Annotated in this window: 23 protein-coding genes; 10 read left to right on the top strand and 13 right to left on the bottom strand. The window is 63.8% G+C overall.

From position 1 onward, the window contains the following. Positions 1 to 20 precede the first annotated feature (20 nt). Complete coding sequence (locus tag CCOS864_RS17530) at positions 21 to 1211, bottom strand: NAD(P)/FAD-dependent oxidoreductase (RefSeq protein ID WP_115087605.1); 1191 nt, start codon at positions 1209 to 1211, stop codon at positions 21 to 23. Between the two features lie 270 nt (positions 1212 to 1481). Here CCOS864_RS17530 and CCOS864_RS17525 point away from each other — a divergent pair, with 270 nt between their 5' ends. Beyond that, entirely contained in the window at positions 1482 to 1901 is a 420-nt protein-coding gene (locus CCOS864_RS17525; RefSeq protein ID WP_115087604.1) for an RDD family protein, read from the top strand. Position 1902: 1 nt separating this feature from the next. On the opposite strand, the gene CCOS864_RS17520 is transcribed toward CCOS864_RS17525, so the two are convergent. After that, positions 1903 to 2298 (bottom strand): hypothetical protein, encoded by a 396-nt coding sequence (locus tag CCOS864_RS17520; RefSeq protein WP_115087603.1) that lies wholly within the window; start codon positions 2296 to 2298, stop codon positions 1903 to 1905. 138 nt (positions 2299 to 2436) lie between these two features. Here CCOS864_RS17520 and CCOS864_RS17515 point away from each other — a divergent pair, with 138 nt between their 5' ends. Continuing rightward, on the top strand, positions 2437 to 4266 hold the full coding sequence (locus tag CCOS864_RS17515) for an SLC13 family permease (protein ID WP_115087602.1): 1830 nt from the start codon (positions 2437 to 2439) through the stop codon (positions 4264 to 4266). Here CCOS864_RS17515 and CCOS864_RS17510 read toward each other — a convergent pair. Next, entirely contained in the window at positions 4238 to 4945 is a 708-nt protein-coding gene (locus tag CCOS864_RS17510; protein ID WP_115087601.1) for a DUF3313 domain-containing protein, read from the bottom strand. The two genes, CCOS864_RS17515 and CCOS864_RS17510, sit on opposite strands and share 29 nt — an antisense overlap. A 2-nt stretch (positions 4946 to 4947) precedes the next feature. Further along, complete coding sequence (locus tag CCOS864_RS17505; protein WP_115087600.1) at positions 4948 to 5259, bottom strand: hypothetical protein; 312 nt, start codon at positions 5257 to 5259, stop codon at positions 4948 to 4950. Positions 5260 to 5381: 122 nt separating this feature from the next. Between CCOS864_RS17505 and CCOS864_RS17500 the strand changes: the two genes are divergently transcribed. From CCOS864_RS17500 to CCOS864_RS17490, 3 genes are read left to right on the top strand one after another with little or no spacing between them, the layout of a single operon-like run. Continuing rightward, positions 5382 to 6134, top strand: coding sequence for a response regulator (locus CCOS864_RS17500; RefSeq protein WP_115087599.1), 753 nt, complete (start codon positions 5382 to 5384; stop codon positions 6132 to 6134). Continuing rightward, positions 6131 to 7462: a sensor histidine kinase gene (locus CCOS864_RS17495; protein ID WP_115087598.1), complete on the top strand. Its 1332-nt coding sequence runs from the start codon at positions 6131 to 6133 to the stop codon at positions 7460 to 7462. Before CCOS864_RS17500 ends, CCOS864_RS17495 begins: the two co-directional genes overlap by 4 nt. Beyond that, positions 7459 to 7884 carry a hypothetical protein gene (locus CCOS864_RS17490; RefSeq protein ID WP_115087597.1) on the top strand — a complete coding sequence of 142 codons (426 nt, stop codon included), beginning with the start codon at positions 7459 to 7461 and terminating at the stop codon, positions 7882 to 7884. The genes CCOS864_RS17495 and CCOS864_RS17490 overlap by 4 nt, the downstream gene beginning before the upstream one ends. Positions 7885 to 8613: 729 nt before the next feature. Here the strand turns inward: CCOS864_RS17490 and CCOS864_RS17485 are convergent. The 3 genes from CCOS864_RS17485 to CCOS864_RS17475 form a co-directional block, all read right to left on the bottom strand. Next, positions 8614 to 9879 (bottom strand): DUF4303 domain-containing protein, encoded by a 1266-nt coding sequence (locus CCOS864_RS17485; protein WP_115087596.1) that lies wholly within the window; start codon positions 9877 to 9879, stop codon positions 8614 to 8616. Between the two features lie 3 nt (positions 9880 to 9882). Beyond that, positions 9883 to 10068, bottom strand: coding sequence for a hypothetical protein (locus tag CCOS864_RS17480; RefSeq protein WP_134062860.1), 186 nt, complete (start codon positions 10066 to 10068; stop codon positions 9883 to 9885). 84 nt (positions 10069 to 10152) lie between these two features. Continuing rightward, complete coding sequence (locus tag CCOS864_RS17475; RefSeq protein WP_115087594.1) at positions 10153 to 11322, bottom strand: PAS domain-containing sensor histidine kinase; 1170 nt, start codon at positions 11320 to 11322, stop codon at positions 10153 to 10155. Positions 11323 to 11572: 250 nt separating this feature from the next. On the opposite strand from CCOS864_RS17475, the gene CCOS864_RS17470 reads away from it, so the two are divergent. Together CCOS864_RS17470 and CCOS864_RS17465 are read left to right on the top strand one after the other, a co-directional pair. Beyond that, positions 11573 to 11818, top strand: a complete 246-nt coding sequence (locus CCOS864_RS17470; RefSeq protein ID WP_115087593.1) for a hypothetical protein — start codon at positions 11573 to 11575, stop codon at positions 11816 to 11818. Positions 11819 to 11865: 47 nt separating this feature from the next. Then, a complete protein-coding gene (locus tag CCOS864_RS17465) occupies positions 11866 to 12282 on the top strand; it encodes a glycine zipper domain-containing protein (RefSeq protein WP_115087592.1) in 417 nt (138 codons plus the stop codon). Positions 12283 to 12408: 126 nt separating this feature from the next. Here the strand turns inward: CCOS864_RS17465 and CCOS864_RS17460 are convergent, their stop codons facing one another. After that, complete coding sequence (locus CCOS864_RS17460; RefSeq protein WP_115087591.1) at positions 12409 to 13137, bottom strand: aspartate/glutamate racemase family protein; 729 nt, start codon at positions 13135 to 13137, stop codon at positions 12409 to 12411. A gap of 22 nt (positions 13138 to 13159) precedes the next feature. Beyond that, a complete protein-coding gene (locus CCOS864_RS17455; protein WP_115087590.1) occupies positions 13160 to 14677 on the bottom strand; it encodes an NCS1 family nucleobase:cation symporter-1 in 1518 nt (505 codons plus the stop codon). 583 nt (positions 14678 to 15260) lie between these two features. Between CCOS864_RS17455 and CCOS864_RS17450 the strand changes: the two genes are divergently transcribed. The 3 genes from CCOS864_RS17450 to CCOS864_RS17440 all read left to right on the top strand — a co-directional run bounded on the left by CCOS864_RS17450 (position 15261) and on the right by CCOS864_RS17440 (position 18211). After that, positions 15261 to 15947, top strand: coding sequence for a GntR family transcriptional regulator (locus CCOS864_RS17450; RefSeq protein WP_115087589.1), 687 nt, complete (start codon positions 15261 to 15263; stop codon positions 15945 to 15947). Positions 15948 to 16067: 120 nt separating this feature from the next. Next, the gene (locus CCOS864_RS17445) at positions 16068 to 17267 is read left to right on the top strand and encodes an amidohydrolase family protein (RefSeq protein ID WP_115087588.1); all 1200 of its coding nucleotides are present in this window, start codon (positions 16068 to 16070) and stop codon (positions 17265 to 17267) included. 107 nt (positions 17268 to 17374) lie between these two features. Continuing rightward, positions 17375 to 18211 carry a bifunctional allantoicase/(S)-ureidoglycine aminohydrolase gene (locus CCOS864_RS17440; protein WP_010225345.1) on the top strand — a complete coding sequence of 279 codons (837 nt, stop codon included), beginning with the start codon at positions 17375 to 17377 and terminating at the stop codon, positions 18209 to 18211. Between the two features lie 71 nt (positions 18212 to 18282). Here CCOS864_RS17440 and CCOS864_RS17435 read toward each other — a convergent pair whose 3' ends face one another. The 4 genes from CCOS864_RS17435 to CCOS864_RS17420 form a co-directional block, all read right to left on the bottom strand. Beyond that, positions 18283 to 19116, bottom strand: coding sequence for a 5'-nucleotidase, lipoprotein e(P4) family (locus tag CCOS864_RS17435; protein WP_115087587.1), 834 nt, complete (start codon positions 19114 to 19116; stop codon positions 18283 to 18285). 132 nt (positions 19117 to 19248) lie between these two features. Then, positions 19249 to 20301, bottom strand: a complete 1053-nt coding sequence (locus CCOS864_RS17430; RefSeq protein WP_244211937.1) for an extracellular solute-binding protein — start codon at positions 20299 to 20301, stop codon at positions 19249 to 19251. Between the two features lie 41 nt (positions 20302 to 20342). After that, the gene (aguA, locus tag CCOS864_RS17425; RefSeq protein WP_115087585.1) at positions 20343 to 21455 is read right to left on the bottom strand and encodes an agmatine deiminase; all 1113 of its coding nucleotides are present in this window, start codon (positions 21453 to 21455) and stop codon (positions 20343 to 20345) included. 93 nt (positions 21456 to 21548) lie between these two features. Beyond that, complete coding sequence (locus tag CCOS864_RS17420) at positions 21549 to 22436, bottom strand: LysR substrate-binding domain-containing protein (RefSeq protein ID WP_115087584.1); 888 nt, start codon at positions 22434 to 22436, stop codon at positions 21549 to 21551. Positions 22437 to 22519: the final 83 nt, after the last annotated feature.

Below are 22519 nucleotides of genomic sequence, written 5' to 3'. Positions count from 1 at the left end.
CGGCTCCTCCCGTCGTCGGGTCAAAGCATTCCACGGGCCACGGCCCAATACAGGCCGCGGTTGAAACCATTGCGCAGCAGGCTGCCCAGCTTGGTCGGCGGCGTCGGCAAGACGTCGTGACGGTAGTCGTAGCACAGCGGCATGCCCGCCCCCAGGCCCATCTGCGCCGCAGCCTGGACCTTGCCGTCGTACACCGCGCAGGTGCTGCCCAGGCGGATTTCGCCGGCGATATTGTTGGCGATCACCGGTGCCTGGTTGTGGCAGGCACCGCCGGCCTTGCTGATCGGCAGGTCGACGGTGTCGCCGATCACGTAGACGCCTTCCAGGCCGTAAACCTGCAGGGTTTCGTGGTTGGTCGGCAGCCAGCCTTCGTTGTTCGGCGCGCGGGAGGCCCCGCTTTGCAGCACGGCGTCCACCGCACGGATCGGCGGTGTGGCCATGAGAATGTCGAACGGCTGCGCGTCGCCTTCTTCGGAGTAGGCGATGCGTTGCTCGGGGTCGACCTTGCTCAGGGTGAAGCCGCGCTGAAAGCGGATGTTCTTTTGCTCGAAGATGCTCGGCAGGATCTCGCCGGTGGGCCGCTGCAGGAACAAGCAGTTGCGCAACAGCTGAGCGGTGGTCGGGTAGGTGTAGATGATCTCGACCTTGTCGCGCACCCCGCGCTGGCGCAGGTAGTCATCGAGCATCAGGGTGGTTTCCACCGGGGCGATGCCGCACTGGTGCGGCACGTTGGGGGTTTGCGGAAAGGACACGGTGATGAAGATCCGCCCCTTGTCGATGCTCGCCAGGCGCCGTGCCAGTTGCCGCGCCGCTTCGTACTGGTAGAAGTGATCGCCCGCCTGTTGCAGGCCCTCGATGCGCTCGGGGGCAGGCACGCAGCCGGTGGCGATTACCAGGAAGTCATAGCCGTAGCACCGGCCCGAGCGGGTGTGCAGGGCCTGTCCGGTAAAGTCGAAGCGGGTGACTTCCTGCACCTGGAAGTCGATTTCCGGGCGCAGCAATGACCGCTGCGGGCGCTTCAGCTCTTCCTGGAAGAACTGATTGAAGGCCACGTACATGAACGCGGGTTTGTAGTAGTGATCGGGGGAATTGGACAGCAGGGTAATGCGCACCTGCTCGCGGAGCACTTCCGGGTAGAGTTTGCTCACCAGTTGATTGGCCAGCATCGTACCGCCGACGCCGCCGCCCACAATGACAATATGCCTGGCCATTGAGTCGCATCCTTGCTGTGGAGCCAATGCCCATGGTTCAAGCACTGGCGACAATAAGCAAATACTCCTTGGCTATAAGTATTAATCCGTTGGCCCAAGAAGTGTGAGCGCATCAGGGGCTGCTCTGCAGCCCATCGCCGGCAACGCCGGCTCCCACAATGGGTTGGCATACATAGATCCCGTGGGAGCTGGCCTTGCCAATCCAGACCGTGCTTTACAGCGGCAAGAATGCGACCATCGCCCCACCTCGCAAGGATCAGCGCAACCACCATGCACGTCTCCCGCACCACCCTGATCATCCGCCGCATCGGCGCCTGGCTGCTCGATACCCTGCTCGCCCTCGGCGCCTGGTTCGCGCTGGCCGTGGTGGGCTATGGCCGCGGCGAAGACGGCATGCTGCTGATGCAGTTACTGTACTTCCCGCTGTTCGAGTACCTGATGCGCGGGCAAACACCGGGCAAGGTGGTGTTCCGGCTCACCGTGATCAACCGCGCCGGCCAGCCGCCGTGCCTGCTGCAGGCGCTGGTGCGCGGCATCTCCCGGCCGTTCGAGGCCGCCTTTGGCCTGATCGTCATCTGGCTGTGCGCCGAGTCGCGCCATTGCCAGCGGCCCGGCGACTGGCTGGCGCGCACCTATGTGATCGACAGCCGCGACCTCAAGGTGCTGCGCCAGCAATTGAACGAGGCCTGAGCTACAGCTCCTCGTCGGCCTCTGCAGCGTCCATCGCGCGCTTGTTGCCAAAGCCGATGGCCAGGCCGATAGCGCCGGCCAGGTACAGCCCGGCCAGGCACAGGATCACCGAGGGCTCGACGCCGAAGATCATCTGCGAGATACCCGCTATCACCAACACCAGCAGGCCGCCGAATACATTGGTGTCGATGTTGTGGTGATTGAGCAGGAACGTGCCCAGCAACGCCAGGGCCACCAGGCTGAAGCAGATGGCGATGTAGGAGTAGGCCTTGAAATCCCAGATCAGAAAGACATTGATCTTCGAGGTGTAGTCGATGATGTAGCCGATCAGCGTGATGCAGCCGATCAAACCGAATGCCAGGGCGGTGCCCTTCCAGTTGCTGGTGTTCGGGTCCAAAACATTCTTCCTTGATTGATCAAAAACGGCGGCAACTCTACCACCGATCAGCACTGATGCCGCACCCGCTGCAGCACATCAACAAACGCGCGACGAATTTCTGCCAGACTTGCAGTCTTCACCGATCAGGATGACTGCATGAATCACGAACTGCTCTGGGTACTCGGTCTGCTGTTCACCGCCGTGGCCCTGTTCATCGCCAACCGGCCACGCATGGACGTGGTCGCCCTGCTGGTGATCGTCGCCCTGCCGCTGCTGGGCATCATCAGTGTGCAGGAAGCCCTGGCCGGTTTCAGCGACCCCAACGTGGTGCTGATCGCCGCCCTGTTCGTGATCGGCGAAGGCCTGGTGCGCACCGGCATCGCCTACCGGATTGGCGAGTGGATGGCCGACCGCGCCGGCAACAGTGAAGCGCGGCTGATCGTGTTGCTGATGGTCTGCGTGGCCGGGCTGGGTTCGGTGATGAGTTCCACCGGGGTGGTGGCGATCTTCATTCCGGTGGTGCTGAGCATTGCCGCACGGATGAAGGTCTCGCCCAGCCGCCTGATGATGCCGCTGGCCTTCGCCGGGCTGATCAGCGGCATGCTCAGCCTGGTGGCAACGCCGCCCAACGTGGTGGTGCACAGCGAGCTGGTGCGTCATGGCGAAAGCGGTTTCAGCTTCTTCAGCTTTACCCCGTTCGGCCTGGTGGTGCTGTTGCTTGGCGTAGGCTACATGCTGCTGACCCGCCACTGGCTCGGCGGCGAGGTGCGCAAGGACGGCAGCGCGCAAACCCGGCGTACCCTGCTCGACCTGATCATCGACTACAAGCTCGCCGGCCGCGAACGGCGCCTGCGCGCCCGCCCGGGCTCGCCGTTGATCGGCCATAGCCTCAGCGAGCTGAAACTGCGCACCGAACACGGCGCCAGCGTGGTCGGCATCGAGCGCCAGCACAAGTTCACCACCCGCGTACTCAGCCCCGATTCGAGCACGACGGTGCACGAAGGCGATGTGCTGCTGCTTGACCTGTTCGCGCCCAAGGACGACCTGCGCAGCCTGTGCCAGAACATGCAGCTGGAGCCATTGCACTTCAAGGCCGCCTACTTCATCGACCAGTCACAGGAAGTGGGCATGGCCGAAGTGGCGGTGCCGCCTGGCTCGCAGCTGATCGGCAAGACCCTGCTGGAGCTGACCTTCCGCAGCCGCTGGGGTCTCAACGTGGTCGGCCTGCGCCGCGACCAGAACGCCATCGAAGAGCAATTGGTGGAAGAAAAACTCAAGCTCGGCGACACCTTGCTGGTGATCGGCACCTGGAAAGCCATTCGCCAGTTGCAGACCCAGCCACGGGACTTCCTGGTATTGAGCCTGCCGGCAGAAATCGACAATGTCGCCCCAGCGGGCAATCGCGCGCCCTACGCGCTGATCAGCCTGGCGGTGATGGTCGGCTTGATGGTCAGCGGCGTGGTACCCAACGTGATTGCCGCGCTGATCGGCTGCCTGCTGATGGGCGCCGGGCGCTGCATCGACATGAACAGCGCCTACCGGGCCATCCACTGGCAAAGCCTGGTGCTGATTGTCGGCATGCTGCCCTTCGCCCTGGCCCTGCAGAAAACCGGCGGCATCGCCCTGGCCGTGCACGGCCTGGTGCAGATGCTTGGCAGTGCCGGGCCCTATGTGATTCTCGCCAGCCTGTTCGCGATCACCGCGATCATCGGCCTGTTCATTTCCAACACGGCCACCGCGGTGCTGATGGCGCCGGTGGCAGTGACCACCGCCGAGCAGCTGGGTGCCTCGCCCTACCCCTTTGCGATGATCGTCGCCCTGGCGGCTTCGGCGGCGTTCATGACCCCGGTGTCGTCGCCGGTCAACACCCTGGTACTCGGCCCCGGCCAGTATCGCTTCGGCGATTTCGTCAAGGTCGGGGTGCCGTTCACCCTGCTGGTAATGGTGGTCAGCGTGGTCATGGTGCCGTGGTTTTTTGCCCTGTGACGGCGCTGCGTTTTTGCTCCTGGAGCGTCTCGGCGGCCACGCGCCAGTCCCGCGCCCAGGCATCGAGCACCACCTTGAGGTTGTCGGCGCTCATCACCTGATTGTCGTTCTCCAGCGGCAGGCCGGTACCCTTGCGCACCACCTCGGCGACCACCGCGCGGCTGCCGCCATCGAGGAACGCCGCCTCGGTGGCGATCACGCTGTCGAGGTCGCGGATCCCGACGGCACTGCTGACCCCGGCGGCCACCAAGGTCACCGGCAGGTATTCATAGAAGTGCAGCGCCTGGGTATGGGCGCCCACCGAGGTGATCGCCGGGCGCACGATCAAGGTGTGCGGGCCGGGCTGTTCGACCAGGTTGAGGACCTTGCCCAGTTCACGCTTGAGGGCCGTATCGTAATAGGTGGTCACCGCTTTGAGGGTGGTCTCGGGGATTCGCGTGCTGGCCTTGGGCATCGGGTAGAACTGGCTGGGGGCGATGTACACCTGGCTGTAGCGTTCCATGCGCAGCTTGGGGCTGACCCAGCGCAGCACGGTGTCGCCGGAGGCGGTCTTGTGTTCGCTCAACTGGTCATAATTGCGCAGAAAGCCCGAGTACTCCTTGGGGTTGACCTTGTTCTGGCTGCAACCGGCCAGCAGCAGCGAGGCACTCAAAAGCGGTACGATCAATTGCTTGCGCATGCTCAGCCTCCAAAGCCGTCGTTGGCCGGGCTTGGCGTGCTGGTGGAACGGTCCACGTGCAGCTCGCCCTGACTCATGATCCAGTGCACCAGTTCGCCCAGGGGGATCTTGTAGCTGTACTCCATCCACTGGTTGCTGGTGGGGCTGTAACGCTCGAAATAGTGGCTGAGGATCATGTGCCTGCCGTCGCTGGACAAGCCCAGGCGCGAGTCCTGGTAACTGAGCAGCGCATTGCGCCAGAGTTCCTGGGTACGCAGGTCGAGGGTCAGCGACTGGCTGCTGTCGAAGCCGTTGGTCGGGTGTGTGGCCGGCATCTGGAAAACTCCCTTGAGTGAACTGGCCATAGCGTGCCCCAGGGCTTTTGCTGGCTGATGTCCGCTTTGTGTCGGCGCTGCAGGAATGTTGCGAGATTGAAATAAATGACCAGCAGCGCAGAATGGTTTTAGATACGCACTTTTCACGGCCCGTGGACCACAACGTGAGCAGACTGCTGATCGTCGATGACGACATGGAAATTTGTGCCCTGCTGAAGAAGTTCTTTGTCCGCCACGGCTATGAAGTCGACCTGGCCGGCAACGGCGAGGCCATGTGGGCGGCCATCGAACAGCAGCGCCCGGACATCATCATCCTCGACCTGATGCTGCCCGGCGAAGGCGGCCTGAGCCTGTGCCAGAAGCTGCGGGCCAACACCGGTATCCCGATCATCATGCTCACCGCCATGGACGAGCTCAGCGACCGCATCGTCGGCCTGGAGCTGGGCGCCGACGACTACCTGGGCAAGCCCTTCGATGCCCGCGAACTGCTCGCCCGCCTGCGTGCGGTACAGCGCCGGGCCGGTGAGCAGCTGCGGCCGAGCCAGGAAGAAACCCGCCCGCTGATTCACTTCGACCACTGGCAACTGGACGTCACCCGGCGCGAACTGCGCACCCCCGAAGGGGTGATGGTGCCGCTGTCGGCCGGTGAGTTCGACCTGCTGCTGGTGTTCCTCGAACACCCGCAGCGCATCCTCACCCGCGAGCAACTGATTGACCTGGCCCGCGGCCAGGGCCACGAAGCCTTCGACCGCAGCATCGACGTGCAGGTCAGCCGCCTGCGGCGCAAGATCGAGCCCGACAGCAAGCGCCCGGAGCTGATCCGCACGGTGCGCAATGGCGGTTACCTGTTCAGCGCCAAGGTCAGCCGCTCGTGATCCGCCTCGACCTGCGCCGCGACAGCATCAGCCGGCGCATTGCCCTGACCATCATCGCGGCGATGCTGACCTCGGTAGCGCTCAATGTGCTGTTCGTGCAGATGGCCGGGGTCTGGGCGCGCCCGCCGTTGACCCAGACCGGCCTGCTCGAACAGATCGCCGTGACCACCCGTACCCTCGAAGCCGCGCCGCCCGAGCTGCGCCCGACGCTGGCACGGGCAGCCAGCAACCCGTTGCTGGAGGTGCAGTGGAGCCGCCAGCGCGCCGACCTGCAACTGCCCGGGCCAGGGGCACGGATTACCCTGGAGGAAGCCCCGCCGTTGCAGCGCCTGCTGGCCGACAGCCCGCGACAGCTGGAGGGCTTCCAGCCCAGCGACTGGCCGGCGGACAGCCCCGATGCCCATTACAAACTGGTCATGCAGATCAACGACGGCAGCTGGCTGGCTTTCACCCCGCCGTACCGCAGCTGGGGCCTGAGTTCGGCCATGCGCTTTACCATCATCGGCGTGCTGGCGCTGGTTGCCGCGCTGCTGGTGGCCTGGGTCGGCACCCGTCAGCTGGCTGGCCCGCTGCAGCGCTTCGCTCGTGCGGCGCGGCGCTTTGGCAGTGATTTTCGTGCGCCGCCCATTGGCCTTGAAGGCCCGCATGAATGGCGCCAGGCGATCACTGCCTTCAACACCATGCAGGCGCAGATCCAGCATTTTGTGGCCGAGCGCACGCAGATGCTCGCGGCCATTTCCCACGATTTGCGCGCCCCCTTGACGCGCATGCGCCTGCGCGGCGAGTTCATCGACGACCCGGAGCAACAACGCAAGCTGTTCCGTGACGTCGATGAAATGCAGAGCATGATCACCGCCGCACTGGGCTTCTTCCGTGACGAAACCCGGCTGGAGGAAACCACCCCGTTCGACCTTGCCGAACTGCTGCAAACCCTGGTCGACGACTATCGCGATCAGCAGATCAATGTAGCCTTCGAAGGACCGGCCAACCTGGTCTTCAACGGTCGGCCCCTGGGATTGAAACGCGCCGTGACCAACCTGCTGGAGAATGCCCTGAAGTATGCACGCGAGCCTGAGGTACAGTTGAGCAGCAGCGCCCACAACATCGTTATCGAAATCAGTGACCGCGGCCCGGGAATTCCCGAAGCGTCGCTGGACCAGGTGTTCATGCCGTTCTTTCGCCTGGAGTCCTCGCGCAACCGCGATACCGGTGGTGTTGGCCTGGGGCTGTCGTCGGCGCGCTCGGCGGTTCGCGAACAGGGGGGTGAGCTGCTGCTGAGCAACCGCCAGGGCGGCGGCCTGGTGGCGCGTATCGAGTTGCCACGGTGATCAAATGGCGCCCGCGACGGCTTGAGCCACGAGACCTGGGGCTGGCCCTCTACCTGCTCAGCCTGGTGCTACCCGCAGTGCACAGCGAGGAGCACAACTGGCTGCACGAGGTCTACAGCCAAACCACCAACTCCGGCTTTCTGGCCTCCATTCTGGGCTTGCCGGTCATGCTGTTCGGCTACTTCGCCTGGCTGGCGAACCCATTGTTCCTGGCGGCGTACCGGACCCGCAGCGCCAGACGCAGGCTGATCTATGCCCTGCTGGCCTTGCTGGCCGGGTTGTCGGTGCAGTGGCAATTGGTGAGTTTGTATGACGAGGACGGTCAGTTCACCGTTACCGGATACACCTATGGGTATTACGTCTGGTTGCTGTCCTTTGTATGGTTGGGTATTTGCGGCGCCAGGCGAGCAGGCGCCAGCTGATGAGTCGACTGGGCGGGCCTCATCGCTGGCAAGCCAGCTCCCACAGTGATCTGTGTACGCCGGACTTGTGGGAGCTGGCCTTGCCAGGGATCGTAATCCAGACGTCAGCTGATGTGCTGGCTGTATCGGCCTCATCGCTGGCAAAGCCAGCTCCCACAATAGATCTGCATGCACCGAACCTGTGGGAGCTGGACTTGCCAGCGATCGAGCGCGAAGCGGTCGTAAACCAGACACCACCTTATGTGCCAGCTGCACTGGCCTCATCGCTGGCAAAGCCAGCTCCCACAATAGATCTGCATGCACCGAACTTGTGGGAGCTGGACTTGCCAGCGATCAAGCGCGAAGCGGTCGCAACCCAGACACCACCTTATGTGCCGGCTGCACTGGCCTCATCGCTGGCAAAGCCAGCTCCCACAATAGATCTGCATGCACCGAACCTGTGGGAGCTGGACTTGCCAGCGATCGAGCGCGAAGCGGTCGTAAACCAGACACCACCTTATGTGCCGGCTGCACTGGCCTCATCGCTGGCAAAGCCAGCTCCCACAATAGATCTGCATGCACCGAACCTGTGGGAGCTGGACTTGCCAGCGATCGAGCGCGAAGCGGTCGCAACCCAGACACCACCTTGTGTGCCGCCTGCACTGGCCTCATCGCTGGCAAAGCCAGCTCCCACAGTGGAGCTGTGTCCGCTGGACCAGTGGCTGCCAAGACAAAGGCAGGTTGCTCGCCTCAGCGTTGCAGCGACTCAAGGGTCAAGCCAGCCAGGTAGGCCACCTTCGGGTCAGCATCATTGAGGCATTCGCGTAGCGCGGCCAGGGCCTGTGCCAGTTTGCGCTTGCCCAGCCGACGGTTGTCGAGCACGCAGGCGGCATGGCGGCGAATGGCGACATGCTCAGACGCCAGGCCGCGCACTGCTTCCTCGATGTCGCCGTTGCTGAGGGTGCAAAAACTGGAGCCCGGTTTGATCGTCTCCTCGGCGTCCGCTGCGCACTGCGGATAACGCTGCAACAGGGTTTCAAGCGGACGGTAATCCAGTACCCCTGGCTGCGCACCCTGATCGCGAAACGCCCTGAGACTGGCGCAGCAGCCAACCACCGAAAAGCCCGCCAGCTGGGTATCTGCCGCCTGCGCCAGCAACCAGTCAAAATCGCCCAGATAACCCAACGCGTTGGCACTCCACCTGCGCGTGCTCGGCTCTGTGCCGTTGACCACTTGCAGACGCAACGCTTCGATTGCCGCCGCCTCGGCCACCCCGGCAAGGCCCAGGATCATCGCCGCCCGCCAGCGCTCCGGGCCCTTCTGCAGCAGGTGCACCAACGCAGCCGTTGCACTGGCGCCACGGGCAATCAGCCAGCGGCTGGCCTCCTCGCCGTCAATAGGCTGAGGACGCGAGAGGCAGCTCAGGTAGTAGTTCACCTGCTGGTCGTCTGCCAGCGCGGCAACGCGCCGGCGCTCCTGCTCGGTGGCATCCTGCTCGGGGAAATGGTGCAGGAACTGACGTGGCGACAGGCTTCTGGCCGCCAGCTCCGGCCCGCCGTATTCATCATGGAAAAACACAATGAAGTCCTTGGCCACCCGTGGATCTTTAGCGTAAATGCGGTTCAGGGCCTTGGCGGCGCGCGCCACCGTCCTCAGAAAGCGCTGCTCGGTCGCCGCCCAGGCATCCGGCCCGGCACGATTGGCATAAGCTTGCAGCGGCGCCTCCAGGGCACTGAGGGCAGCGTTGGCGTAATCGTCCAGCAACCAGTCCCAACGCCAGTCCGCCGGGTTCCACTGCACGCCCCAGAAGCCTTCCTGCTTGCGCCGGGGATGATCCTCATCCAGCGCCGCCAGGCTGTTGGCCGCAAACGACGGCAGGTCGATGACCCGTTCCTCTTCACGGTAGCTGGCATGAAAGGCCGCGCCATACAGCGGCCCGACACCGTCGTCGAGCAGCGCCTCAAGGGTGGCCCGTGCCGAGTCGACCAGGCTGTTTTCCAGGGTTTTCCAGTCCATGCTTCAGCGCACCACCCGCGCCGCTCGTTGCGGGCGCAGAAAATAGCCCATGAAAAACGCGATCATCACCAGCATCGCGCCCAGGTCGGTGTTGCCGCCAGGCCCGACGAACTGGAACAGCCCGGTGCCCATGACAATGCCAGAGGTGATGCACAGGACAAACCACACGGCTTTCTTGAGAAACTTCACGATCGACATCCCTGCCCGAAAAAACAAAAGCCCGACCGAGGTCAGGCTTGAAGGCGGCCAACTTGGCCCAGATGCGGGCGCCTGTCAACTTCGCGGAAACGTCACGGTAAAGGTGGTGCCCGCCTGCGCGGATGAACTGACCACCACCTCGCCACCATGGGCACGGACGATCTCGCGCACGATGAACAGCCCCAGGCCGACGCTGCGCAGCTCGGCATTGTCATGGCTGCCGCGGATCATCGGCTCGAACAGGTTATCCAGCAGCTCCGGCGGAATCGGCGTGCCGTGGTTGTGCACCGACAGCACCACCCGGTCGTCCTCGAAGCTCGAACTGACACTGACCTCGCTGCCCGGCGCGCCGTAGGCCATGGCGTTGGCCACCAGGTTGCCGACCAACTGGTAGAGCCGATCACTGTCGGCGATGAACTCGCCGTCACCCAGCGCCTGATGAATCAGCCGATGGCCGGGAAACACCAGGCGTAGTTCTTCCAGGCACTGGCCGATCAGCGCGTGCAGGCGCACGGGCTGCACGCTCACGGCGATACCGCGCCCGACCTGCACCAGGGTGAAATCGAGCAAATCAGCCACCAACCGTTGCGCCCGGTCCGCCGAATGGGTGATATGGCCCAGCACCTGGGTCTGCTTGGCATCCAGCAGGCCACGCCCGAGCAGGTCTGCTGCCATCTTGATCGCCGCCAGGGGGTTGCGCAGGTCGTGGCTGACGATGCCGACCATTTGCTCGGCAAACAACGCGCGGTTCTCGGTCGCGGCATGAATGACGCGCAACTTGCCCTGGGCGATGTCCAGGGCACGCCGGGTTTTCAGGTGTTTGGCCAGGTGCTGTTCGGCAAGCATGCGCGCGTTGAGCAGCGCCCGCTCGTAGCGCGGGCGGCCTTCGGCCCTGAACAGCGCCAGTTCATGAAAGACGCCACTGTCGTGCTCGCAACTGATGGCGCTGAGCATCATCGGCAAGGTGTAGCCATCATGGTGCATCAGGTCGAATTTGACATCGACCACCGAGCCCTGGATTTGCAGCAGCGGCAGCCAGTAGGCCTGGTGAAAGGTGCGCGCATCCAGGCTCATCAGGCTTTGAATGGGGCGGCCCAGCAGTTCGTCGCGGTGATAGCCGATCCAGCGGCAGAAGGTCAGGTTGACCCGCTCGATCTGACCGTTTTCGGCGGTCAGCAATAAACCGCAATCAGCATCGTCGAAGAGGATCTGCGACGCAGGAAGCGGCTCATTCTCTGCAGGCATGGCGGCACCGACCCGGGGCAGGATGTGGTAGGCAAGACGGGTAAATCGAAAAAATTATAGACCCTGCCCGCCCTTAACGACGGCTTAACCGGCCAGGTTTTATCCTGAGCGTCCTCCCTTCAGAACGTTTGGCCCACTCCGGTGGGCCTTTTTTGTTGCCGCAAATTACAACGCCCATCCGGAAACAAAATCCCGGAAACACAGTCTGAGCTAATACCTTCCCTACCGCTCTGCGGATCAAGGACCCTCAGTGCTGAAACAGCTGACGCAAATCGCCGTGATCGCCAGCGTACTGGCCGCCTCTGGCTGCTACTACCACGATTACGACCGCGACGATTACCGCCGTGGCGACCGTGACCATCGTTACTCCCGCGACTGGGATGACCGCGACGATCACGACCATCGCAAGTACAAGCGCTACCGCGATGACGACCGCTACCGCAACTACGACCACGACCGCCGTCGCGACCGTGACGACGATGATGATGACGATTGATTTACCCTGCTGCTCCCCTAACCCCCGTATTTCTTGAGGCTAACAACATGCGTATCTCATTACCTGCATTGACGCTGGGTATCCTGCTCTCCCAGGGCGCCATGGCTGCCGGGGATGGTACTGCCGCCATTGGCGGTGGCCTCGGCGGGGCGTTGGGTAACGTGGTCGGTCAGCAGATCGGCGGCAGCACTGGTGCAGCCATTGGCGCGGGTGTTGGCGGCGCAGCTGGCAGCGCCGTCGGTGCGCGCAAGGGCAACCGTACCGAGGCCGCGATTGGCGGCGGCCTGGGGTCGGCGGGTGGCTCGGTGATCGGCAACCAGCTCGGCGGTCGTACCGGCTCGACCATCGGCGCCGGCCTGGGTGGCGCGGCCGGTGGTGCCCTGGGCAACAACATCGCCGACGATAACCGTCACGATTCCGGTGGGCATAAACACAAGCACAAGCGTAAGCACAAACACCGCTGAATGAAAAAGCCGACCGCTGCGCGGTCGATCGCTGGCAAGGCCAGCTCCCACAGAGTCCCCATGACGCCAGCCTCTGTGGGAGCCGGCCTTGCCGGCGATAAGGCCGCCGCGGACGGCAAAGTCAATTCACCCCAACAACGCCCGAGGCCACCCCAGAATCTGCTTCTGCCGCGGCGGCGCATAAGTGCGCACCTTCGACGTACTCAACTTCAAGCGCACCAACGACTCCGCCAACGCCACCGCCGCCGTCACCCCGTCCACCACCGGCACCCCGGTGCGCGCCTGGATCCGTTCCTCCAGCCCGACCATGCCGCCACAGCCCAGGCAAATGACCTCGGCCTTGTCGAACTGCACGGCCTCCTCGGCTTCACGCACCACTGACTCGATGGCCCGCTCCGGGTCTTCTTCCAGCTCCAGCACCGCCAGGCCACTGGCACGCACCGAAGCGCAACGGCTGTCCAGCCCGGCCAGTTTCAGGCGGTCTTCGATCAGCGGCACGGTGCGATCCAGGGTGGTCACCACCGAATAGCGATGGCCCAGCAACATGGCGAGGCTGGCCGCCGCCTCGGTGATGTCCACCACCGGCACATTGAGCAACTCCTGCAAGCCTTCGCGCCCGTGCTCGCCGTACCCGGCCTGGATCACCGCATCGAACGGCTGGTCATAACTGAGCACCCGCTCCATCACCGCCACTGCCGCCAGGTAACTCTCGAAATTACCCTCCACCGATTCTGCGCCAAAGCGCGGGGTCAGGCCGACGATCTCGGTGCCTGGCGAAGCCACGCTGCGCGCCTGGCGGGCGATGGCGTCGGTGATCGACACCGTGGTGTTGACGTTTACGACCAAAATTCTCATTGCGGTATTCCTTGTGCAGAGCTCAGTGCTGGGCGCTGTCGACGGCAAAGTGCTCGCCGGAACAGTCCACGTAGTGTTTGTTGCGATCGGAGATCAGGTAGTACACGCCGCCGGCAATGGCGGCGCCGAAGAACCAGGAGAACGGCGTCAGGGCGCTGAAGGCCGGCACCAGCGACAGCACCACGGCGGCAATGGCCGAGGGCACCAGGGCGGCCACCGCCTTGTAGTTGACCCCGCGGGTGTAGTGGTAGGTGCCGCTGGCCGCTTCGCTGTAGAGGTCGGGCACATGCACCTGGGCTTTGCGGATCAACCAGTAGTCGACCATGATGATCCCGTACAGCGGCCCCAGCAGCGCGCCCAGGCCGGAGAGGAAGTAAACGATCACCAGCGGGCTGTTGTAGAGGTTCCAGGGCAGGATCAGCACCGCCAGGGTGGCGCTGATCAATCCTGCGCGGCGAAAGTTCAGGCGGCTCGGCGCCAGGCTCGACAACACGAACGCAGGCGCAACGAAATTGGCCATGATGTTCACCGCCACGGTGACGATCAGAAAGGCCAGGCAACCGAGCACCAGGAAGGTCTTGTCGGGGATCGCGGCAACGATCTGGGTCGGGCTGTCGATCACCCGGCCATCGATGCTGAACTGCGCCCCGGCCAGCACGAAGCTGATCACCGCAAACACCAGGATATTCACCGGCAGGCCCCAGAAGTTACCGATGCGGATGGTCTTGCGGCACGGCGCCGAACGGGCGAAGTCGCAGAAGTTGAGGATCAGCGTGCCGTAGATCGCCAGCCACAGCGCGCCACCGGCAAACACCTGGGTCCACATCGCCCACCCGGTCAGCGGTTCGCCGACCGACCAGGCCAGCTGGCCGTCGACCCGCAGGTACATCCACACCGCCAGGATCAGCACGGTGGAAAGAATCACCGGCCCGGCGAAAGATTCGTACTTGCGCACCATCTCCATGCCGAAGGTGAGGATCACCAGCTGCACCAGCCAGATGGCGATAAAACTCGCCCAGCCGAGGCTGGACAGGCCGAGGATCGCGTCATGGTCGAAGCGTGCCAGGTCGGGCGACACCGCCACCAGCAGCACCCGCAACACCACCGAGGCCAGGTAGGTCTGGATGCCGAACCAGGCGATGGCGATCACCGCGCGGATGATGGCCGGCAACTGCGCACCGTAGATGCCGAAACTCATGCGGCTGATCACCGGGAACGGCACCCCGGTTTTCTGCCCCATGTAGCCCGAGAGGTTCATGAAGAAGTACACCAGCACGGCACCGATGCTCAACGCCGCGAGCATCTGCCAGCCGGACAGGCCGAGGGCGAACAGGCCCATGGCGAAGGAATAGTTGGCGATGTTGTGCACATCGTTGGTCCACAAGGCAAAAATGCTGTAACCGCCCCAGCGCCGGCCTTCAGCCTTGGTCGGCGCAAGGTCGGCGTTGTGCAGCCGGGGGCTCAGGGCCCCCTGCTCGACCGGCGCGGCCTGCGGTGGCAGGTAGGAGGTTTGCAGCGGGTTGGAAGTATCCAATTGCATGTTCCCCGGGCTCCTTCTGCAGCGCCTGAATGCAGGTGCTGCAGCGAATTATTGTTGGATTTGAAGAGTGGGACCGCAGTGTTGGCGCTGCCCTGCGCCGATGCATACAAATATTGCATACAATTTTTGTCTAACGATTTTCGACGAACAATATGTGTGCCAGATGGCAGGTAGCGGCGAACCTGCCGGCCGCGTTGCAGGCAGTTATCCATTTGATTTTTATCTGGTAATTTTTTTCTGCGGGGTTGCTGAAAGGCTGATTAAGCTGACCAACTGGTCAAACGCCAGGGGGAGAAAATTGAGAAATCAGGTAACGAGACAGGAAACATGTATCCACTTGAACGCTACTCAAGTACACACAACCAGCAATATATGTACCCACTCAACACTGTAGGAGCGGGCTTGACCCGCGATGAAGCCAGTACATTCAGCACATCAGGTTTTGCCTGAACCAATCGCCGGCAAGGCCGGCTCCCACAGGATTGGGTGCAAGCAGCTCCCACAGGTTCATCTGCCACACAGTGGTGCACAGCAGCCCACATTTACGGCATGCTTATAAGGTCAAGGCATATCGGAGCTGGTAATGACGGAAAAACACCCCGCATCGACGGTAGAGCGCGTCTACCAAGGGGTTCACGAGGCCATCAGAAAACGCACCCTGCGCCCCGGCATGAAGCTGGGCGAGTCGTCGTTGGCCGAGCTGTTCAAGGTCAGCCGCACCTCGGTGCGCGCAGCGCTCAAGCAACTGGAAGCCGACGGCCTGGTGTCCACCGAACTGAACAAAGGCGCCTGGGTATCACTGCCCAGCGACGATGACATCCGCTCGGTGTTCGAAACCCGTCGGCTGATCGAAATCGGCATCGTCACCGAGCTCTGCCGACGCGCCGACCCCGACATCCTCGCACCGCTGCACCAGCATGTTGCCGAAGAAGAAGCCGCCGCCGACGCTGGCGACCATGGGCGCTACGTCAACCTGCTCGGCGAGTTCCACCTGCGCCTGGCCGAAGTGCTCGACAACCCGGTGCTGCTCGACTGGTTCCGCAAGCTGATCGAACGTGGCTCGCTGTACGCCTCGACCCTGGATGACGAGCGCCATGAGGCCTGCCGCGGCAACGAGCACCTGCGCCTGCTGGGCTTCATCGAAGCCGGTGACCAGGCCGCGGCCATCGAGCTGGTGTGCACTCACCTGCGCGGCATCGAAGAGGCGATTCTCAAGGCCACGCAAACGCTCAAGGCCGACTATCACCCGCTCAAGCACCTGCTGGGCTGAATCAGCGCCAGGCCAGGGTTCGCATTCAGAAATCCACTGCAACCGATTCCAATATTTAATTTGTGGATAGGTACAGTCTTTCTATAGGGTGTGAATCAGTAGTAGGCAAAGGGCTGTGAAATGATCGATCGTGTATTCGTCAACGCTGTTGCTGCCGATGGCAGCCTGCTCAACCTCGCGGTTGCCGACGGGCGCATTGTCAGCCTGGGCCGCGAACGTCCGGCCAGCGCAGGCGCCGAGGTCATCGACCTGGCAGGACACCTGGTGCTGCCCGGTTTGGTTGACGGTCACATCCATCTGGACAAGAGCTTTGTCGGCGACCGCTGGCACCCGCATCAAGCGGTCAGCAGCCTGCGTGAACGCCTGGCCATCGAAAAGCGTGAACTGGCCGCTGCCCCGCCGATGCTCGAGCGTGCCGAGGCACTGATCCGCCAGGCGGTGTCGTTCGGCACCGTGGCCATGCGCAGCCATGTCGACGTCGACGCCACCACCGGCCTGCGCAACCTGCAAGCGGTGCTGGAGGCGCGCGAGAAATGGCGCGGCATCGTCGATATCGAGCTGGTGGCGTTCCCGCAAGCCGGTGTGATGTCCTGCCCAGGCACCGCCGATGTGCTCAATGCGGCGATCCGTGAAGGCGCCGACGTGATTGGCGGTATCGACCCCACCACCCTCGACGGCGACGCCGACGGTCAGCTTGATGTGGTCTTCGGCATTGCCGAGCGCCATGCTGTAAAGATTGATATCCACCTGCACGAGCCCGGCCTGCAAGGCATCGAACAGTTGCAACGGATCGCCGCCCGTACCCGCGCCGCCGGCCTCAATGGCCGGGTCGCGGTCAGCCATGCCTATGCCCTGGGCCAGGTCGACGACGAGGTAGTGGCGCGCACCGCCGCCACTCTTGCCGACGCCGGGGTGGCAATCATGACCAACGCCCCGGGCGATCATGGCTTCCCGCCGATTTTGCGCCTGCGCGCCGCCGGGGTGAACGTGTTCGCCGGCAACGACAATATCCGCGATGCCTGGTGGCCCTACGGCAACGCCGACATGCTCCAGCGCGCCATGCTGATCGGCTACCGCTCGGGCTTCTACAGTGATGAAGAATTGAATGTGGCACTGACCATGGCCACCACGGCCGGCGCAGCAGTGCTGGGCAAAAGCGACTACGGTCTGAAGGTCGGCAACGAGGCGACCTTTATCGTGCTCAAGGCCGACAACGGTGCCGCCGCAGTCGCCGCCGCGCCGGCCGAGCGGCGCCTGGTACGCCGCGGCCAGCTGATTGCACCCGCGCCGGCGCTGCACTTCGAGGTGCGCAGCGGCTGACCCAACACATTTCTGCCGGCTTGCGCCGCAGAGAAAGACAATCGCCCAGGGCAACACCCGGGCGATGCAACACAAAACCCCAGAACAACAACGACAGAAGGTGTTCCATGTCGAAGTCCAATTACTACGCTCCCCACGGCGGCCATCCGGCGCAGACCGAACTGCTGACCGACCGTGCCATGTTCACCGAGGCCTACGCGGTCATCCCCAAAGGCGTGATGCGTGACATCGTCACCAGTCACCTGCCGTTCTGGGACAAGATGCGCATGTGGGTCATCGCCCGCCCGCTGACCGGTTTCTCCGAGACCTTCTCGCAGTACATCGTCGAAGTGGCGCCGGAAGGCGGCAGCGAGCGTCCTGAACTGGACAAGAACGCCGAAGCGGTACTGTTCGTGGTCGAAGGCGAAATCGACATCACCCTGCAGGGCAAGCCATACACCCTGAAAGAAGGCGGCTACGCCTTCATTCCACCGGCCGCCGAGTGGAGCCTGCGCAACAACAGCGCCAAGAACGTCACCTTCCACTGGATCCGCAAGCACTACCAGGTGGTTGAAGGCCTGGCCCTGCCGGAAGCGTTCGTCACCAACGAAAAAGACATCGCGCCGATCCCGATGCCGGGCACCGATGGCGCCTGGGTCACCACCCGCTTCGTCGACATGGCCGACATGCGTCACGACATGCACGTCAACATCGTCACCTTCCAGCCGGGCGGCGTGATTCCGTTCGCTGAAACCCACGTCATGGAACACGGCCTGTACGTGCTCGAAGGTAAAGCCGTTTACCGCCTGAACCAGGACTGGGTCGAGGTGGAAGCCGGCGACTTCATGTGGCTGCGCGCCTTCTGCCCGCAAGCTTGCTACTCCGGCGGCCCGGGCCCGTTCCGCTACCTGCTGTACAAAGATGTAAACCGTCACATGAACCTGGTGCTCAACCCACAGCGCTAAGTTTCACGGTTGCATGAAAAATCCCGCAGGCCACACGGCCTGCGGGATTTTTTGTTTATGGCTTCGGTGAATCAGCTGGCCGGTTTCCAGGCGCCCTGCTCTGCTGCCTCGCGGAATTTCGCCCGGTTGGCCGGAGTATCGGCGGGCTCCGACTCGCCAAAAATCGCCTTGAGCCAATGGCCGTCGGTGGGGTTGGGGAAGATGATGTACTGGCCGCCGAACTTGCTGCGGCTGGCGTCCACCAGCTGGGCACGCTGGCCGACGTTGTCGACATAGAAGCTGCGCTCGAAATCGTTGAGGTTGTCACCGAGCATCAGCAGCACGTTGTACTGCTCGGCGATCTTGTGCTGGGCCGGCTCCTTGTTCGAGCTTTCGCGCAGGATGGTCACGTGGGCTTCGTCGGCGTACGGCACCTTGAGCGCGCGCAGGTTGTTGAGCGCGTACTCGTAGGTCTTGTCGCCCTGGTCGCGGCTCGAGACGTAGAAGATCTCCACGCCACGGGACTTGGCATACTCAAGAAACTCCAGCGCCCCCGGGGTCAGGGTCGGGCCATTGGCGGCGACCCAGCGGTCCCACACCGCATCATCGAAAAACTCCTTGTCCTGGCCGATCAGAAAGCCCCAGTAGGTGTTGCTGCTGAGGATGGTGTCGTCGATATCGCTGATGATCGCAGGTTTCTTGTCGCCGGGTTTCTGGTTGGCCAGGGCCTGGTCCAGACGCGCCTTGGCGACGTTGAAACCCTGGTAGTACAGCGCGCGGAATTCCGCCGCGGTCTGGCGCCATGCCACCGCATCGACCAGCAGGTTGGAGCGCACGGCGGCTTCGGGGTTGGCGGTCTGCGCATGGACCAGGGGCGTGGCCAGCAACAGCAAGGCCAGGGAGATCGCGTTCTTGAGCTGAGGCATTCGGGGCGTTCCTTGTGATCTCCCGCTCTTGGGCGGCGGGAGTGGGCTACTCATACCGCACGCCGGCAAGTGCCACAATCGCCGCGACGCGCGGGCGCAACAATGTGGCGCACCCGCGCATCTTGGCGTGCTTCAGGTCCCCGATTTGAGCCGGCTGAAGGCGCGGGTCAGCTCGCGGTTGAAGGCTTTGCTGTTGTCGTTCTTGCTGTACAGGCGCGCCCGCACCTCGGCGGGCGGATAGGTGCCGGGAGCGTTGCGTATCGCCGGATCGACCAGGGCATCGGCCGCAGTGATGGCATTGGCGTACTGGATATTGTCGGTGATCGGCGCGATCACCTCCGGGCGCATCAGGTAGTCCATCAAGGCCAGGGCAGCTTCCGAGTGCGGCGCGTCCTTGGGGATCACCAGGGCATCGAGCCAGATCAGCGTGCCCTCGCGGGGGATGCTGAAGGTCAGGTCGATGGCCTTGTTGGCCTGGCGCGCCTGGTTTTGGGCGATGGCGACGTTGCCGTTCCACGACATCGCCAGGCAGGTCTCTCCATTGGCCAGGTCGTTGATGTTGCGGTCGTTGTCGAAGTAGCGGATGTACGGCCGCACCTTCTGCAACAGGGCCTCGGCCTGGCGCAGGTCCTCGACGCGCTGCTGGTTGATGTCCAGGCCCAGGTAGCGCATGGCGGCGGCGAACACCTCGTTGGGGTCGTTGAGCAGGCTCACTCCGCAGCTGGCAAACTTCGATACCACCTGCGGATCAAACAGCATCGCCCAGCTGTCGGTCGGCGCCTCGGGCAGGCGCGCCGCCAAAGCCTGCTGCTGGTAACCGAAGCCGGTGGTGCCCCAGGCATAGGTGCCGGCATAGCGATTGCCCGGGTCGTACACCGCCATGTGCTGGCGGAACTCCTCGCCGATGCCGGCCAGGTGCGGCAGGCGGGCTTTGTCCAGCGGCTGCAGGGCGCCGCTGCTGATCGCCCGCGACAGGTGCTGGCCGGCGGTCAGCACCAGGTCGTAGCCGCTGCGCCCGGTCAGCAGTTTGGTCTCCACGGTTTCCAGCGAGTCGAAGTGGTCGGCCACCACGCGGATACCGGTGCTTTTTTCGAAGTTGCTCAGGGTATCCGGGGCCAGGTACTCGCCCCAGATGTACAGGTTGACCGTCGGCTGCTCATTGCTGGCAGCCAGCGCCTGCGTCATACCGCACGCCAGCGCTACGGCCAGGCCACAGGCGCGCAGGCTCATGAGATTTTTGCTCCGGCGTATTGCGGCATGGTGATGCAGGCAACGTTGCCACCGCCGAGCAGAATCTCCCGCGAGTTGTCGATACCGATGATGCGATGGCCAGGGAACAACTCGGCCAGGGTCGCCTGGGCCACCTGGTCGTTACGGTCGCCAAACAGCGGCACGACGATCGCCGAGTTGCCGGCGTAGTAGTTGATGTACGACGCGCAGATCCTGGTCCCGGCCTGGCGCAGGTGGGTGCCGTCAACCTGGTCGAGGCCGGCGGCTTCTTCGGCGGTCCATTCCAGTACATCCGGCTGCGGCAGCTTGTGCACCTTGAGCTCGCGGCCGCGGCTGTCGCGGGTGCTGCGCAGGATGTCGTAGGCCTCCTGGTAGATTTCCCACTGCGGGTCGTCACGGTTGTCGGTCCATTGCAGCACCACTTCGCCGGGGCGTACGAAGCAGGCCAGGTCGTCGACGTGGCCGTCGGTTTCGTCGAACTTGCAGCCGCGCGGCAGCCAGATCACCTGCTCGGCGCCGAGGTAATCCTCCAGGCGGCGGGTCACTTCAGCCTTGCCCAGGTGGGCGTTGCGGTTGCGGTTGAGCAGGCACTGTTCGGTGGTCAGCAGGCTGCCCTGGCCGTCGCTCTGGATTCCGCCGAGTTCGGCGATCAGCGGCGCACGGTAGCGGTCGAGGTTCTCGATTTCGAGGATCTTCTGGGCGATCTGGTCGTCCTTGTCCCAGGGGTAGTACAGACCGCCATCCAGCCCGCCGTAGGCGTTGAACTCGAAGTCGACGCCGCGCACTTCGCCGCGGGCATCGTTGACCACGAACACCGCGCCGCTGTCGCGGAACCAGGTGTCGTTGCAGGTCATTTCCACCACCCGCACCTGCGGCGGCAGCAGGCGCCGGGCGTTGGCGTACTGGGCGGCGGAGGCGCAGACGGTGACCGGCTCGCTGGAGGCGATGGCGCTGACGATCTCGACCCAGACTTTCTGCGCAGGCTTTGCGCCGTTGCGCCAGACGTCCGGGCGCTCCGGCCAGCCCAGCCAGCAACCGGCCTTGTGCTCGAATTCGCCGGGCAGGCGGAAACCATCGGCCTTGGGAGTGGTGGTAAGTGAACGCGCCATGAGCAACCTCTGCGGTGGGTGGGGATAGCTGCACGCTACGCCGCCCGGGCCGAGGCTTCCAACGATGAAATCTAAGCGATTGATGAATTCAATTCACGGTTCGGCGATCTGAGTGGTGAACCATTCTATGAAATCGGCCACCGCGCCGCGCTCCAGGCGCAGGCGTTCGCACACCAGCGCGTATTGCCCCAGCGCGGTGACGCTGGCGTTGAACGGCCGCACCAGGCGGCCACTGACCAGGTCGGCCTGGCAGGTCAGGTTGTCGCCCATGGCCACGCCCTGCCCCAAGGCCGCCGCCTCAAGGGCCAAAGCTGCATGAGGGAAGTACAGCTGGCGCCCGGGCTGGGCATCCTCGGCGTGGGTGGCGAGCCAGGCGGTCCAGGTCTTGCCGTCCTGGTCGTCGTGCAGCAGGCAGTGGCGCACCAGGTCGCGCGGGCGCTTGAGGCCGCCGAGGTTGAACAGCCCGGGGCTGCACACCGGAAAGAACTGCAACAGCGGCAAGGGCCGGACGAAGTGGGTGCTGGCATCCACCGAACTGGTGCCATAGGTGATCGCCAGGTCGATATCGGCGGCCGGCGCCCCGGCATCGATCGGCTGCTCGTGCAGGTGCAGGGTGATATGCGGGTAGCGGCTGCTGAAATCGGCCAGGCGCGCCACCAGCCAATTTTGCGCAAGCTCGGCGGTCACGGCCAGGCGCAGCACCGCCTGGGAGGCCGGGTCGCGCAGCTCGTCGCAGGCCTTGCCGATCAGCTCGAAGGCCTGCTGCAAATGCTGGAGCAGGCGCCCCGCCTCGCTGGTCAGGCGCACCTGGCGGCCTTCGCGGACGAACAGCGCAACGCCCAGTTGCTCTTCGAGCTGGCGAATCTGATGGCTTACGGCGCTGTCGGTGACGCACAGCTCGGCGGCGGCGCGGCCGAAATGACCGTGGCGGGCGGCGCACTCGAAGGTGCGCAAGGCGGTCAGCGAAGGCAGTCTGGGCATGGGTGGTCCGCCGATTGAGGATCGGCCAGCAGCATAACCGAAGCCTGTCCTGAAGGCAGCGAACGGCTGGCAAAGTGGCACCT

The sequence above is a fragment of the Pseudomonas wadenswilerensis genome (assembly GCF_900497695.1).
In the GTDB taxonomy this organism is placed as follows: Bacteria; Pseudomonadota; Gammaproteobacteria; order Pseudomonadales; family Pseudomonadaceae; genus Aquipseudomonas; species Aquipseudomonas wadenswilerensis.
Note: the sequence above shows the minus strand (reverse complement) of the source record. Positions and strands in the feature narration are given on the sequence as shown.

What these genes read in the sequence shown, in the direction of transcription:
- CCOS864_RS17530 (WP_115087605.1), bottom strand. Translation starts at nt 1,211, where the DNA reads ATGGCCAGGCATATTGTCATTGTGGGCGGCGGCGTCGGCGGTACGATG.
- CCOS864_RS17525 (WP_115087604.1), top strand. Translation starts at nt 1,482, where the DNA reads ATGCACGTCTCCCGCACCACCCTGATCATCCGCCGCATCGGCGCCTGG.
- CCOS864_RS17515 (WP_115087602.1), top strand. Translation starts at nt 2,437, where the DNA reads ATGAATCACGAACTGCTCTGGGTACTCGGTCTGCTGTTCACCGCCGTG.
- CCOS864_RS17510 (WP_115087601.1), bottom strand. Translation starts at nt 4,945, where the DNA reads ATGCGCAAGCAATTGATCGTACCGCTTTTGAGTGCCTCGCTGCTGCTG.
- CCOS864_RS17505 (WP_115087600.1), bottom strand. Translation starts at nt 5,259, where the DNA reads ATGCCGGCCACACACCCGACCAACGGCTTCGACAGCAGCCAGTCGCTG.
- CCOS864_RS17500 (WP_115087599.1), top strand. Translation starts at nt 5,382, where the DNA reads ATGGTTTTAGATACGCACTTTTCACGGCCCGTGGACCACAACGTGAGC.
- CCOS864_RS17485 (WP_115087596.1), bottom strand. Translation starts at nt 9,879, where the DNA reads ATGGACTGGAAAACCCTGGAAAACAGCCTGGTCGACTCGGCACGGGCC.
- CCOS864_RS17475 (WP_115087594.1), bottom strand. Translation starts at nt 11,322, where the DNA reads ATGCCTGCAGAGAATGAGCCGCTTCCTGCGTCGCAGATCCTCTTCGAC.
- CCOS864_RS17465 (WP_115087592.1), top strand. Translation starts at nt 11,866, where the DNA reads ATGCGTATCTCATTACCTGCATTGACGCTGGGTATCCTGCTCTCCCAG.
- CCOS864_RS17460 (WP_115087591.1), bottom strand. Translation starts at nt 13,137, where the DNA reads ATGAGAATTTTGGTCGTAAACGTCAACACCACGGTGTCGATCACCGAC.
- CCOS864_RS17455 (WP_115087590.1), bottom strand. Translation starts at nt 14,677, where the DNA reads ATGCAATTGGATACTTCCAACCCGCTGCAAACCTCCTACCTGCCACCG.
- CCOS864_RS17450 (WP_115087589.1), top strand. Translation starts at nt 15,261, where the DNA reads ATGACGGAAAAACACCCCGCATCGACGGTAGAGCGCGTCTACCAAGGG.
- CCOS864_RS17445 (WP_115087588.1), top strand. Translation starts at nt 16,068, where the DNA reads ATGATCGATCGTGTATTCGTCAACGCTGTTGCTGCCGATGGCAGCCTG.
- CCOS864_RS17440 (WP_010225345.1), top strand. Translation starts at nt 17,375, where the DNA reads ATGTCGAAGTCCAATTACTACGCTCCCCACGGCGGCCATCCGGCGCAG.
- CCOS864_RS17435 (WP_115087587.1), bottom strand. Translation starts at nt 19,116, where the DNA reads ATGCCTCAGCTCAAGAACGCGATCTCCCTGGCCTTGCTGTTGCTGGCC.
- CCOS864_RS17430 (WP_244211937.1), bottom strand. Translation starts at nt 20,301, where the DNA reads ATGACGCAGGCGCTGGCTGCCAGCAATGAGCAGCCGACGGTCAACCTG.
- aguA (WP_115087585.1), bottom strand. Translation starts at nt 21,455, where the DNA reads ATGGCGCGTTCACTTACCACCACTCCCAAGGCCGATGGTTTCCGCCTG.
- CCOS864_RS17420 (WP_115087584.1), bottom strand. Translation starts at nt 22,436, where the DNA reads ATGCCCAGACTGCCTTCGCTGACCGCCTTGCGCACCTTCGAGTGCGCC.